The 13,188-nt window shown below is 65.3% G+C and carries 12 protein-coding genes and 1 tRNA gene; 5 read left to right on the top strand and 8 right to left on the bottom strand.

What is annotated here, in order from left to right:
• Positions 1-258 carry a succinate dehydrogenase assembly factor 2 gene (locus tag VEA80_RS08160; protein WP_325060221.1) on the bottom strand — a complete coding sequence of 86 codons (258 nt, stop codon included), beginning with the start codon at positions 256-258 and terminating at the stop codon, positions 1-3.
• An 81-nt stretch (positions 259-339) separates the two neighbouring features.
• On the opposite strand from VEA80_RS08160, the gene recG reads away from it, so the two are divergent.
• Positions 340-2,454 (top strand): ATP-dependent DNA helicase RecG, encoded by a 2,115-nt coding sequence (gene recG, locus VEA80_RS08155; protein ID WP_325060220.1) that lies wholly within the window; start codon positions 340-342, stop codon positions 2,452-2,454.
• Here recG and VEA80_RS08150 read toward each other — a convergent pair.
• Complete coding sequence (locus VEA80_RS08150; protein ID WP_325060219.1) at positions 2,418-3,143, bottom strand: GNAT family N-acetyltransferase; 726 nt, start codon at positions 3,141-3,143, stop codon at positions 2,418-2,420. The two genes, recG and VEA80_RS08150, sit on opposite strands and share 37 nt — an antisense overlap.
• A gap of 108 nt (positions 3,144-3,251) precedes the next feature.
• On the opposite strand from VEA80_RS08150, the gene VEA80_RS08145 reads away from it, so the two are divergent.
• From VEA80_RS08145 to metC, 4 genes are all read left to right on the top strand, one after another.
• On the top strand, positions 3,252-4,040 hold the full coding sequence (locus VEA80_RS08145; protein ID WP_325060218.1) for a glycosyltransferase family 2 protein: 789 nt from the start codon (positions 3,252-3,254) through the stop codon (positions 4,038-4,040).
• Positions 4,041-4,114: 74 nt separating this feature from the next.
• The gene (locus tag VEA80_RS08140) at positions 4,115-5,365 is read left to right on the top strand and encodes a class I SAM-dependent methyltransferase (RefSeq protein ID WP_414731503.1); all 1,251 of its coding nucleotides are present in this window, start codon (positions 4,115-4,117) and stop codon (positions 5,363-5,365) included.
• Positions 5,366-5,405: 40 nt separating this feature from the next.
• Positions 5,406-6,263, top strand: a complete 858-nt coding sequence (gene sseA / locus VEA80_RS08135) for a 3-mercaptopyruvate sulfurtransferase (RefSeq protein ID WP_325060216.1) — start codon at positions 5,406-5,408, stop codon at positions 6,261-6,263.
• Entirely contained in the window at positions 6,263-7,441 is a 1,179-nt protein-coding gene (gene metC, locus VEA80_RS08130) for a cystathionine beta-lyase (RefSeq protein WP_325060215.1), read from the top strand. Before sseA ends, metC begins: the two co-directional genes overlap by 1 nt.
• On the opposite strand, the gene VEA80_RS08125 is transcribed toward metC, so the two are convergent.
• The 6 genes from VEA80_RS08125 to clpX all read right to left on the bottom strand — a co-directional run bounded on the left by VEA80_RS08125 (position 7,398) and on the right by clpX (position 13,019).
• Positions 7,398-8,132, bottom strand: coding sequence for a hypothetical protein (locus VEA80_RS08125; RefSeq protein WP_325060214.1), 735 nt, complete (start codon positions 8,130-8,132; stop codon positions 7,398-7,400). The genes metC and VEA80_RS08125 overlap by 44 nt on opposite strands.
• Positions 8,133-8,194: 62 nt before the next feature.
• Positions 8,195-8,271 (bottom strand) — tRNA-Arg (locus VEA80_RS08120).
• A gap of 92 nt (positions 8,272-8,363) precedes the next feature.
• The gene (locus tag VEA80_RS08115) at positions 8,364-8,669 is read right to left on the bottom strand and encodes an ETC complex I subunit (protein WP_325060213.1); all 306 of its coding nucleotides are present in this window, start codon (positions 8,667-8,669) and stop codon (positions 8,364-8,366) included.
• 79 nt (positions 8,670-8,748) lie between these two features.
• Positions 8,749-9,021, bottom strand: a complete 273-nt coding sequence (locus tag VEA80_RS08110) for an HU family DNA-binding protein (protein WP_325060212.1) — start codon at positions 9,019-9,021, stop codon at positions 8,749-8,751.
• Positions 9,022-9,151: 130 nt separating this feature from the next.
• Positions 9,152-11,554, bottom strand: coding sequence for an endopeptidase La (gene lon, locus VEA80_RS08105; RefSeq protein ID WP_325060211.1), 2,403 nt, complete (start codon positions 11,552-11,554; stop codon positions 9,152-9,154).
• 196 nt (positions 11,555-11,750) lie between these two features.
• The gene (clpX, locus tag VEA80_RS08100) at positions 11,751-13,019 is read right to left on the bottom strand and encodes an ATP-dependent Clp protease ATP-binding subunit ClpX (protein WP_325060210.1); all 1,269 of its coding nucleotides are present in this window, start codon (positions 13,017-13,019) and stop codon (positions 11,751-11,753) included.
• Positions 13,020-13,188: the final 169 nt, after the last annotated feature.

Raw genomic sequence — 13,188 nt, 5'->3', positions numbered from 1 at the left:
CTATTGGTTCAGTTCAAAGCGAAACGCGCGAATCAGCGCGAGGGTTGGGGTGTCGTATTGGGCCGGCGCAGGCGCCTGGCCGGTGATCCAGGCGAACACGTCCTGGTCCGGCGCGTCCAAGAGGCGCTCGAAATCGTCGACCTCGGCCTCCGCGAGATCGGCGAGCCTCCGGTCGGCGAAACCGCCCAGAATCAAGTCGATCTCCCTGAAGCCCCGCCGCCAGGCGCGGAATTTCAGCTTCTTGCGGCGGTCGTCCATCGGTCCGGGGAACTAGGCAAAGGCGGAGGGGGCCGCGCTATAACCCATATGGGCGGCGCTGTCAGCGCCGCCAGAGCCCGCATGAACGACGCCCCGCCCTCCTCCGCAGATCGCCTCGCCGACCTGTTCCTCGTGCCAGCGCGCCCCCCCAAAGGCGCGCGCAAGGACACGATGGACCTGATCGCCAAGGTTGCAGGCGGGCGCCTGGTGCGCGACCTCACCTTCCTACCGCCGAACGGCGCCATCGATCGGCGCCTGCGCGTGCCGATCGCTGAAACCAATGAAGGCGACATCGCCACCATCGAGGCGGAAGTCGACGGGCACATGCCCGCGAAAAGGATCGGTCAGAAAGTCCTGCCGCATCGGGTTCGCCTCCGCGACGAAACCGGCTTTCTCTCGATCACCTATTTCCGCGGCCATGAAGACATGCTGATGCGCATGTGGCCGGTCGGCCAAAAGCGCCTGATCAGCGGCAAGATCACTTTTTATGAGGGCATGCGGCAAATGCTGCATCCCGATTACGTCGTCGACCCGACGAAAGGCGAAGCGCCGCCCGCGGTCGAACCTGTCTATCCGATGACGCAAGGGCTGTCCGGACGAATGCTGTCGCGGGCGATTCTCGGCGCGCTCGACGCCTTGCCGGAAGCGCCGGAATGGCTCGAAACTTCGACCGTGAAGGCGCGCGACTGGCCCGATTTCCGCACCGCGCTCGAACACATCCATCGGCCCGCCTCGCCCGAGGACGTGGCGCCCGAGAGCCCGTTCCGCACGCGGCTCGCCTACGACGAACTGTTCGCGCGCCAGTGCGCGCTGCGCCTGCGGCGGGCGCATCGGCGCAAGGAGCCAGGCCGCGCGGTGGTCGGCGACGAGCGCTTCACCAAGCTGCTGCTCGCCAGCCTTCCTTACGCGCCCACGGGAGCGCAGACGCGCGCGGTCAGCGAGATCTATGGCGACATGGCCGAGCCCGCGCCGATGCTGCGCCTGCTGCAGGGCGACGTCGGCTCTGGCAAGACGCTGGTGGCGGCGCTGGCGATGGCGCGCGCGGCCGAGGCGGGCCTGCAAAGCGCGCTGATGGCGCCGACTGATATTCTGTCACGCCAGCATGGAGCGACGCTGCAGCCGCTGTTGGAAGCTGCTGGCGTTTCGATGGCGGTGCTGACCGGGCGCGACAAGGCCAAAGACCGGCGTGCGATCCTGGATCGGCTGGCGAGCGGCGAAATCGCGGTCGTCGTCGGCACGCACGCCTTGTTTCAAGAAGATGTGCGCTTCCATGATCTCGGCTTGATCGTCATCGACGAACAGCATCGGTTCGGCGTGTCCGACCGGATGCGCATGGTGTCGAAGGGCTTTGCGCCACACGTGCTGGTGATGAGCGCAACACCGATTCCGCGCACGCTTGCGCTCTCCATTCATGGCGACATGGATTTGTCGGTGCTTGACGAAAAACCGCCGGGGCGTCAGCCGATCGCGACGGCGGCGATGCCGACGACGCGGCTTGACGAGGTGATCCAAGGCATCGCTGACGCGCGCATGCGCGGCGAGCGCGCCTATTGGGTCTGTCCGCTGATCGAGGAGAGCGAGGCGATCGATTTGCCGGCGGTGATCGACCGGCACAAGGAGTTACAGGCGTATTTCGGCAAAGGCGTCGAGATCGTGCACGGGCAGATGTCGGCCGCCGCCCGCGACGCGGCAATGGAGCGTTTCCGCACCGGCGAGTCGTTCCTGATGGTGGCGACCACCGTGATCGAAGTCGGCGTCAATGTGCCGGAAGCGACGATCATGGTGATCGAGAACGCCGAGCGTTTCGGCCTTGCACAGCTGCATCAATTGCGCGGCCGCGTCGGCCGCGGCGATAAACGCGGCTCGTGCGTGCTGCTGTGGAAGCCGCCGCTCGGCGAACAGGCCAAGGAGCGGCTCGATGCGCTGCGCCGCAACGACGACGGCTTCGCCATCGCCGAGATCGACTTCCGCCTTCGCGGCGCCGGCGACATGCTCGGCACGCAGCAATCGGGTCTGCCGCCGTTTCGGCTGGTGAGTCCGGAGGCGCATGCGAACATGCTCGGCGCGGCGGACAAAGAAGCGCGGCTCGCCGTAGAGCGCGATTCCGACCTCGCGAGCGAACGCGGCCAAGCCATTCGCCTCGCGCTCTCCTTGTTCGGCTACGCAGAAGCCGCGGAGCTGGCGCGTTCGGGATGAGCCACGTTGCGAATGACGGACTGGCCGATCGTGTCCGCTCGCACAGCGCGGCGATAGACAATCTGGCCATCCAGCAGATCGACGCCCAGCATGCCGGCGCCGAGCGCGCGCTCATGGCCTGCGAGGTCGTAGGGATCGACCAGTCTCGACGGCCCGTCTGTGGCGACGGCGTCCGCGTCCTCGGCGCGCAAGAGCGCGAAGAGCGGATAGCCGTAGAAGAAAGCCATGCCGACGATCGCTAGGCGCTTGCGGATCAGGTTCGACCAACTGACGACATTGCCGGCATGCACGCCGGCGCAGAACCAGCGCCGTCCCTGCGTGCGCGCATAGGCGAGCCGCGTGTCGAACAAAGCGCGCTGAAGCCCCTGCCCGCGCATGTCGGGGCGGACGACCGCGCCGTCGAAGAAGGCGGCGCCGTCCAGCCATTGCTCGGGCGGCACGCGCGGAAACAGCGGCAGGCCCGCGACTTGCGGCGGCGGATAGGTGAGCAAGGCGGCGGCGACGAGCTCACCCTGGCTTCGTATGCAGAACGCAGCGCCCGAGCCGCCGGTCACGATGGCGGCGAGATCAGCCTCGGATTTCGGGCGGATGTAGCCGGGCGGCGCGGACGATATAACGCTCTCGTTGAGCTTGATGAGGGCTGAAAGGTCAGCTTGCGTGAGCCGTTCAGGGATAAGCCGATTGGACACCATTCGAACTCCGTCTCTGGCGCCAATACTGGCGCGAAGGCGGCGCGCAGGCGGTGACCGCCGTCACCGCGCTTGCATTTCTCCAGCGCGCGGGCTTTCTCCGCCCAGATGACCCAGCTTGCCCCCATCTCCTGCTACATCCGCACCAAGAACGAAGAGCGGATGATCGGCGAAGTGATCCGGGCTGCGCAGCAGGTCGTATCCGAGGTCGTGCTGATCGATTCAGGCTCCACCGACAAGACGATCGAGATCGCCGAAAGCTTGGGCGCGCGCGTGGTGCGTGCGCCTTGGCTGGGCGGAGGCAAGCAGAAGCGCATCGGCGAGGATGCGTGCGTGCACGATTGGCTGCTCGATCTTGACGCCGACGAGGTGGTGACGCCCGAACTGGCCGACGAAATCCGCACTCACTTCGCGAACGGCGAGCCGACGACCCCGGTGTTCGAGATGAATATGGCGACTTCCCCGCCCGTCGGCGAAGTGTGGTGGACGTACAATCTGGTTGACCGGCGAAAGCTCTACGACAGGCGCGTCATCCGCCAGCCCGATCACCCGAATTGGGACCAGTTCAAAGTGCCTTCCGCCATGCGCGTGACGAAGCTTGCGGCGCCGCTGCTGCACTATTCTTTCCGCGACCTGGCCCAACTCGAAGACAAGTTCAACCGCAACTCGTCAGGCCGCGCGCGCGACACCAAGCTGAAGCCGTTCTGGCAAGTGGCGCTGCGACTGCTGTTCGCGCGGCCGATCTACTTCCTGAACCATTATGTGCGCCGCGGACTCTGGCGGGCCGGCTGGTACGGGATCGCCGTCGCCGCCATTGCCGCGCATGGACGCTGGCTCAAAGATGCCAAGATGCTTGAAATCCATCTGCGCAATCGCGAGGCGCGCGAGGAGCGCTAGTGGAACCGCGCCAGCGGCCTGCGCGTCTCAAGTAGGTAAGGCAGTACTTTTATCCACAAGCTGCGGACGTTAGACTGGCTCGAATGCAGGACACGATCGCTCCCCCGGCGGACGCGCTGCGCGCCACGCCGTCTCTGATCGCCTCTCTCCCGGCGCCCGCGAGCGCCAAGGGCGTGTTGTTGGCGCTGCTGCAGCTGCGCCAGGGTTCGGCGCTGGTGACGCTGCCCGACGGGCGGCGGCTCAGCTTCGGCGACGGCGCGAGTCCGCCGGTCGACTTCAAGATCATCGATTATCGCTTCGCCAAGCGCGTTCTGACGAGCGGCGATATCGGCTTCGCCGAAGGCTACATGGCCGGCGAGTGGGAGAGCGAGGATCTTTCGTCGCTGCTGACGCTGCTGGCGTCGAACGTCGAGCGCTTCACCCGGCTGCTGGAGGGCGGGCCCGTGGGCAAGGCAATGCACTGGATCCGCCACCTTTCGCGTGACAATTCCAAGCGCGGCGCCCGGCGCAACATCCTGGAGCACTACGATCTAGGCAATCGCTTCTACGAAGCTTGGCTCGACGCGACGATGACCTACTCGTCCGCCCGTTTCGACACCAAGGTGCGCGACCTCGAAAGCGCGCAGCGGGCGAAGTACAGGGCGCTGGCCGAACATCTCGAGCTCAAGCCGGACGATCACCTGCTGGAGATCGGTTGCGGTTGGGGCGGTTTCGCGGAGTTCGCCGCGCGCGAGTACGGCGCGCGCGTCACCGGCATCACCATCAGTGACGAACAGCTGGCCTACGCCAAGGCGCGGATGGAAAGGGCCGGGCTTTCAGACCGGGTCGAGATTCGGCGTCAAGACTATCGCGATGTCGAAGGAAAGTTCGACAAGGTCGCTTCGATCGAAATGTTCGAGGCGGTCGGCGAGAGGTACTGGCCAGCTTACTTCGGCAAGATCGCCGACGTGCTGAAGCCCGGCGGCAAAGCCGGCTTGCAGATCATCACCATTCGCGACGAGCTGTTCGCCAAATATCGCCGTCGCGCGGACTTCATTCAGCGCTACGTCTTCCCCGGCGGCATGCTCGCCAGCGTCGATCGGCTGAAGGAAGAGACCGCGAAGGTTGGCCTCGTCTGGCGCAAGGCCGAGGCGTTCGGCGCATCCTACGCCGACACGCTGGCCGAATGGGCGCGTCGCTTCAAAGCCAAATGGAGCGACATTCGCGACTTGGGCTTCGACGAACGCTTCAAGCAGCTGTGGCTGTTTTATCTGAGCTATTGCGAAGCCGGCTTCCGCACCGGGCGCACCGACGTCGTTCAAGTCGAACTCGCCAAGCCGGCCTGAGCGCCTTGAATGCGGCGCCAGCCGGGCTTAGCGTCCGGGCATGACCGATCTTCCTGACGATCCCGTCGTCTCCGCCGCTTGGCTCGCCGAGCGGCTCGACGCGCCCGATATCCGCGTCATCGACGCGACCTGGTTCATGCCGAGCGATCCGCGCGACGCGAAGGCGCTCTACGCCGAGCGCCGCATCCCCGGCGCGGCGTTCTTCGACATCGACGAGATTGCCGACACCGACTCCGATCTGCCGCACATGCTCCCTTCGCCCGAGAAGTTCGCATCCCGAATGAAGAAGCGCGGGATCGGCGACGGCTCGCGCGTCGTCGTCTACGACAATCACGGCCTCTTCTCCGCCGCGCGCGTGTGGTGGACCTTCCGCGTGATGGGCCATGAGGATGTCGTCGTGCTCGATGGCGGCTTTCCGGCGTGGGAGCGCGGCGGCTATCCAATCGAAACCGGCCCGCCGCAACAGCGCATGGAGCGCCATTTCACGCCGCGCGTGCGCAACGATCTGGTGCGCGACCTCACCGACATGCGCCGCGTGATTGCCGAGGGGCGCACGCCTGTGTTCGATGCGCGCCCCGCCCCGCGCTTTCGCGGCGAAGCGCCGGAGCCGCGCGCCGGTCTCAGGAGCGGCCACATGCCGGGGGCACGCAGTATTCCAAGCAGCACACTGGTCGACGAGCGCGGCTTTCTGAAGCGCGCAGACGACTTGCGCCGCATCTTCGAGGAAGCCGGCGCCGAGACGTCACAAAGCGCCGTGTGCAGCTGCGGTTCTGGCGTCACGGCGGCGCTCATCGCCCTGGCGCTGGCGCGGCTCGGACGCTGGGACGCGGCGGTCTATGACGGCTCGTGGGCCGAGTGGGGCGCCCGCGACGACACGCCGATCGTGACAGGCGCCTGATGGCGCGCGCGCCGCTCGATTTCGGCAAGCTGCGGCTCGAAACGCGCCTTGCGCACGCGGGCCGCGACCGCGCACGCTCGGAAGGCGCCGTCAATCCGCCGGTGCATCGTGCGACGACGCTTTTGATCGACGATCCCGACGATCTCTACGGCGGCCCGAAGAAGACCTACGGCATCGACGGCATGGCCGTGCAGCAAGCGCTACGTGAGGCGCTCGTCGCGATCGAAGGCGGAGTCAGCGCCACGCTCACTCCTTCCGGTCTCGCCGCCTGCACGCTCGCGCTGATGACGGTGGCGAAGGCCGGCGGCGAACTTCTCGTCACCGACGCGCTCTACGCGCCGACGCGTCGCTTCTGCGAAACCACGCTGAAGCGCTTTGGCGTCAAGACACGCTACATCGATCCGCGCAGTGGCGCCGGCATCGCCGATCTGATCACCGACGAGACTTGCGGCGTTTTCCTGGAATCGCCCGGCACGCACACGTTCGAAGTGATGGACGTTCCCGCCATCGCCGCGGCCGCGCGCGCGCGCAACCTGCCGGTCGTACTCGATAACACCTGGTCGGCCGGCGTTTACTTCAAACCGTTCGAACACGGCGTCGACATCTCGGTGCAGGCGCTGACCAAGTATCAGTCCGGCCACGCCGACGCGTTCGTCGGCGCGGTGCTCGCTGGAACGTCCGCGTGGGCCGAACGCGTGAACGCGACAAACCGGCAGCTCGGCCTCTTCGCATCGCCCGACGATTGCTACCTGCTGCTGCGCGGCTTGCGCACACTGGGTGTTCGCCTGGAGCGGCAGAGCGCGTCGGCCCTCTCCATCGCACAATGGCTCGAAGCGCGGCCCGAGATTGCGCGTGTGATCCATCCCGCCCTGCCCTCGCACCCCGATCACGCCATCTGGAACCGCGATTTCAGCGGCGCCTCGGGCGTGTTCTCCTGCCAAGTCGAGCCGGCCGCGCCGGAGCGCCTGAAAGCGATGCTGGAGGGCTTCTCCATCTTCGCAATGGGCTTTTCCTGGGGCGGCTACGAGAGCTTGATCGTTCCGTCCGGCAAGGACATCCGCCGCGTCGTCGCCAAGCCATCAGGCGAAGGAACGCTGCTGCGCCTTTCCATCGGCCTCGAACACCCGGACGATCTCATTGCTGATCTGGAGGCCGGGTTGGCGCGCCTGCGCGGCTGAATGCTGCACTCTCTGCGCCGACGACCAGCGCAATCGCCGCGAGCGCCGCCGCCGTGAGCGCGAACGTCCATTCGAACACGCTGCCCGGCTGCGCCAGCAAGCGCGGCGCGTGAACGACGACGAGCCAGGATGCATACATCGCCGCCACCGCGACTGCGCCAAGCCAGGCGCGGCGCCGGCTGAGGCAAAGCAAGCCGGCGGCGACTTGCACGCCGCCAGTGAGCCACGGCCAAAGCTCCGCTTCGGGGACCCACGCGGGAATGAGCGAGGCGATCAGCTCGCGCTGTGTCAGATGGATGGCGCCGAACAGAACCAGCATCGCGCCGAACGCGAGCCGCAGCGCGGGCGCAGCGGACGGCGCCGCGCATCTGACGGCGACAGCGGCGAACAGCGCCGCTTGCGAGAATGGGACCCAAGCCAGCGGATTGGTCGCAGAGGAAAGCAGCGCGCCGCCGATCAGGGCGAGCGCCAGCGTCCAATGCGCCGCCAGCGCCCACGCCGCCGGTCGCCAGGCAATGGACGTCACGGCGAGCAGCAGCAGCGACGCGCCCGAGCCTCGCACAGCCCAGGCCGGCCATGCAGCGAACGGATGGAGCCCCGGCAATGGCGCGCCGCTGACGAGCTCGAGGCCGCCGAGCCCGGCCATGGCGACGAGAGCAGCCTGAGCGGCGAAGCGTGTCGGCCGGTCCATGCCGAGTCGTTAGGCGTGCGAGCAGGCTCGCGCTCGCCTCTTTCGGACTCCGAAGGCGCCGCTGGCGACCCCGGCGTGACTCGAACACGCAACCGGCCGCTTAGAAGGCGGCTGCTCTATCCAGTTGAGCTACGGGGTCGTGGCGCTACGCGTGGGCAGTAGGCAATAGGCAGTGGGCAGTGGGGGTCAAGTCCGCTGCTCGCGAAGCACCCTCCCTACTGCCCATTGCCTTTAATGCGACCAGGGCTCTCTGCGCCGGAACGCGAAATTGTCGCTGTAGGACTTGATGATCCGCTTCGTTTCGGGCGGCTCGACCACTTGATGCGGCAGCGCGTGGGTGCGCGCGAAGTCGATCGCCGCTTCCTTGCTGTCGAACTCGATCCGGACCTGGCCGTTGGTGTCGGCGCCGCTGATCCAGCCCATCAACGCTTCCGGGCGCGGCGCAGAAGCCAGCACGAACTCCAGCCGCCACTTCTTGGTTTGCGCCTTGCCCGACTGCATCGCGTTCTTCGCGGGGCGGTAGATCTTCGCCAGCATGGATTCCTCTTTGCTGGCCTCAGCTACACGGGAGCGCCGCGAATGAAAAGGGCGGCCAATCGGCCGCCCCTTGAAGCTCTTAGCCCAGCGCTTCCTTGAGCGCCTTGCCGGGCCGGAATTTCGGCCGGTTGGCCGCAGGCACGATGACCTCTTCGTTCGTCCGCGGATTGCGCGCCTTGCGCTCCTTGGTTTGGGAGACGGCGAAGACGCCGAACGACGGCAGCCGCACGTCGTCCCCACGCTTGAGGGCGGCGGTGATGGCGTCGAACACGGCGTTCACGGCTTCCTCGCCCTTCTGCTTGGAGTCGCCAATGCGCTCCGCCACGTCCGCAATCAGTTCTGCCTTGTTCATTCGAGCCCCCTCGGGAATGCAGTGAAGCGCCGATTCTGGCGGCATCCGGAGGAACGCTAAGCATTCCCGCTCAGCGTGCAAGTTTTTGACAGCCTTGTTGCGCCTGCGAAAAGGCGCTGGCGCGCGGCCCTTAATGGGGCCGCGCGCCCTCGGCGCCGCCATTGACTTCGGCGGCTCGGCGGTTTTCGGCGAGTTCGTCCTCCTCGGTCCACTCGATCGCCGTGAGCGGACGCGTGAGGGCGTGCTTCAAGACCTCGTCGACGGTCGAGACCGGAATGATCTCCAAGCCCGTTTTCACATTCTCGGGAATGTCGGCCAGGTCCTTCTCGTTGTCCTTCGGGATCAGCACCGTCTTGACCCCGCCACGGAGCGCGGCGAGCAGCTTTTCCTTCAGGCCGCCGATCGGCAGCACCCGGCCGCGCAAGGTGATCTCGCCGGTCATGGCGATATCCTTGCGGATCGGCACACCCGTCAGCACCGAGACGATCGCCGTCGCCATAGCGACGCCCGCGGACGGACCGTCCTTCGGCGTCGCGCCCTCCGGCACGTGCACGTGGATGTCGCGTGTGCGGAACAGCGGCGGCTTGACGCCGAACTGGATCGCGCGCGAGCGCACATACGAGGACGCGGCCGAGATCGACTCCTTCATGACGTCGCGCAGATTGCCGGTGACGGTCATGACGCCCTTGCCAGGCATCGACACCGCTTCGATCGTCAGCAGATCGCCGCCGACCTCGGTCCAAGCCAAGCCGGTGACGACGCCGACCTGGTCTTCGAGATCGGTTTCGCCGAAGCGATACTTCCAGACGCCGGCGAAGTCCGGCAGATTCTCTGCCGTGATCTCCACCTTGTCGGCCTGCTTCTGCTCGAGCTGACGCACCGCCTTGCGGGCGAGGTTGCCGATCTCACGCTCGAGCGAACGCACGCCCGCTTCGCGCGTATAGCGGCGAATTAGATCGCGCAGCGCGTCATCCGAGACGATGAACTCGGACTTCTTCAGACCGTTGTTCTCGTACTGCTTCGGCAGCAGGTGGCGCTTGGCGATCTCGAGCTTCTCTTCTTCCGTGTAGCCGGGGATGCGGATGATCTCCATCCGGTCCAGAAGCGGCTGCGGCATGTTGAGGCTGTTCGCTGTCGTGATGAACAACACGTCCGAGAGGTCGTAATCCACTTCGAGATAGTGGTCATTGAACGTGGAGTTTTGCTCCGGGTCCAACACTTCGAGCAAAGCCGCCGCCGGATCGCCGCGATAATCGGCGCCGAGCTTGTCGATTTCGTCCAGCAAAAAGAGCGGGTTGGCGCTCTTTGCCTTCTTCATCGACTGGATCACGCGTCCCGGCATGGAGCCGATGTAAGTCCGGCGGTGACCGCGGATCTCCGCTTCGTCACGCACGCCGCCGAGCGACATGCGTACGAAGTCGCGCCCCGTCGCCTTCGCGATCGAACGGCCGAGCGAAGTCTTGCCGACGCCGGGCGGGCCGACGAGACAGAGGATGGGCCCGCGCAGCTTGTTGGTGCGCGCCTGCACGGCGAGATATTCGAGGATGCGGTCTTTGACCTTCTCCAGACCGAAGTGATCCTCATCGAGAACGGCTTGCGCCGCTTCGATATCCTTCTTGACCTTCTTCTTGTTGCCCCAGGGCAACGACAGCAGCCAGTCGAGATAATTGCGCACGACGGTCGATTCCGCCGACATCGGCGACATCTGCCGCAGCTTTTTCAGTTCAGCGTCGGCCTTGGTGCGCGCTTCCTTAGAGAGCTTGGTTTCCTTGATGCGCTTTTCGAGTTCGGCGATATCTTCGCGGCCTTCGTCGCCGTCGCCCAGCTCGCGCTGGATCGCCTTCATCTGCTCGTTCAGATAATATTCGCGCTGCGTTTTCTCCATCTGCCGCTTCACGCGGTTGCGGATCTTCCGCTCGACCTGAAGCATGCCGACTTCGCTTTCGATCAGCGAAAGAATGCGCTCCAGACGCTGCGGCACGTCGGCGATTTCGAGCAGCGCCTGCTTGTCCGGAATTTTCACCGTGAGATGGGCGGCGATGGAGTCCGCCAGACGCGCGGGCTCGGTGATCTGGCCGACGGCCTGATGCACTTCCGGCGGCGTCTTACGCGAGAGCTTCACGTAATTGTCCCACTGATCGATCACCGCGCGCGCGATCGCCCGCGCTTCGGGACCGTCGGCGTTCTCTTCCGGGATTTCCTCGACCTCGGCTTCGAAGAACTCGCCGTTCGACGTGAACTTGCTGACGCGGGCGCGGTAACCGCCTTCGACCAGCACGCGCACCGTGCCGTCCGGCAGTTTCAACAGCTGCACGACCGACGCGACGGTGCCGACCGTGAAGATGCGATCCGTCGCCGGTTCGTCTTCCGACGCATCCATCTGCGCGGCGAGCAGAATTTGCTTGTCCTTGCGCATCACTTCATCGAGTGCGCGCACCGACTTCTCGCGGCCGACGAAGAGCGGCGCCGCCATCTTCGGATAAACGACGATATCGCGCAGCGGCAGCACGGGAAGAACACGGCTCTGGGCCATTGGAACTCCTTTGGAAGTTTCGTCGGACTGGGACCAGCCCGGCAGAACTCCCCCGATTAACGATTGAAAATGTGGAAGCGTTCGGCCGCTGCTTCAAGAGCAGCGTGCGCCGAACTGTGCACAGTGCAGGCTTGTTCCGCCTCCGACGAAGCAGAGGCGGAAACAGACGCTCGCTTCAGCTTGCGCGCGCTCGAAATCAGCCAGCGGCGTCTTGGCCGTTACGGCGTTCGGAATAGATCTGAAGCGGCTTCGCACGCCCGTCGACCACATCCGCCGAAACGACGACTTCCTCCACCGACCGCATCGACGGCAGTTCGAACATGGTGTCGAGCAGGATGCTTTCGAGGATCGAACGCAGGCCGCGCGCGCCGGTCTTCCGCTGGATCGCCTTGCGAGCGATGGCGCGGAGCGCCTCTTCCGGGAAGGAGAGCTTCACGTTCTCCATCTCGAACATGCGCTGATACTGCTTCACCAACGCGTTCTTCGGCTCGGTGAGGATGGTCATCAGCGCCGGCTCGTCGAGATCTTCGAGCGTGGCCAGCACCGGCAGGCGGCCGACGAATTCCGGGATCAGGCCGAACTTCAGCAAATCGTCCGGTTCGATCTCGCGCAGGATTTCGCCGGTGCGGCGGTCTTCTTCGTCACGCACGGTGGCGCCGAAACCGATCGCCGAGCCCTTGCCGCGCTGACTGATGATCTTGTCCAACCCGGCGAACGCGCCGCCGCAAATGAACAGAATGTTCGTCGTGTCAACTTGAAGGAACTCTTGCTGCGGGTGCTTGCGGCCGCCTTGCGGCGGCACAGAGGCGACGGTGCCTTCCATGATCTTCAAGAGCGCCTGCTGCACCCCTTCGCCCGAGACGTCACGTGTGATGCTCGGATTGTCGGACTTGCGCGAAATCTTATCGACCTCGTCGATATAGACGATGCCGCGCTGTGCGCGCTCGACGTTGTAGTCGGCGGCCTGCAGCAGCTTCAGAATGATATTCTCGACGTCTTCGCCGACATAGCCAGCTTCGGTCAACGTCGTCGCGTCGGCCATCGTGAACGGCACATCGATGATGCGCGCCAGCGTCTGCGCCAGCAGCGTCTTGCCGCAGCCGGTCGGTCCGATCAGCAGGATGTTCGACTTCGCCAGCTCCACGTCGCCATTCTTGGCGGCGTGGTTCAGGCGCTTGTAGTGATTGTGGACGGCGACCGAGAGCACGCGCTTGGCGTGGTCCTGGCCGACGACGTAATCGTCGAGGACGCCCTTGATCTCCTTCGGAGACGGCACGCCTTCCTTGGACTTGACCAGCGAGGTTTTGTGCTCCTCGCGGATGATGTCCATGCAGAGTTCGACGCATTCATCGCAGATGAACACGGTCGGACCGGCGATGAGCTTGCGCACCTCGTGCTGGCTCTTGCCGCAGAACGAGCAATAGAGAGTGTTCTTGGACTCTCCGCTGGTCGTGCTTTTGCTCATACGCGATCCTTCGAGGGGTTGGTCGTCCAACCGATAGATAGGGATAACGGCAGGCTGATGGCCCCCACGACCCCTCCACTAACGATGCTTGAACGCCATCCCTTTCAAAAACGTTCACCACCCCGACCGCAGATCGGGACAATACGATCATAGCAAGGTTGAGGCCGCA

The sequence above is a fragment of the Vitreimonas sp. genome (assembly GCF_035627415.1).
GTDB lineage: Bacteria > Pseudomonadota > Alphaproteobacteria > Caulobacterales > Aquidulcibacteraceae > Vitreimonas.
Note: the sequence above shows the minus strand (reverse complement) of the source record. Positions and strands in the feature narration are given on the sequence as shown.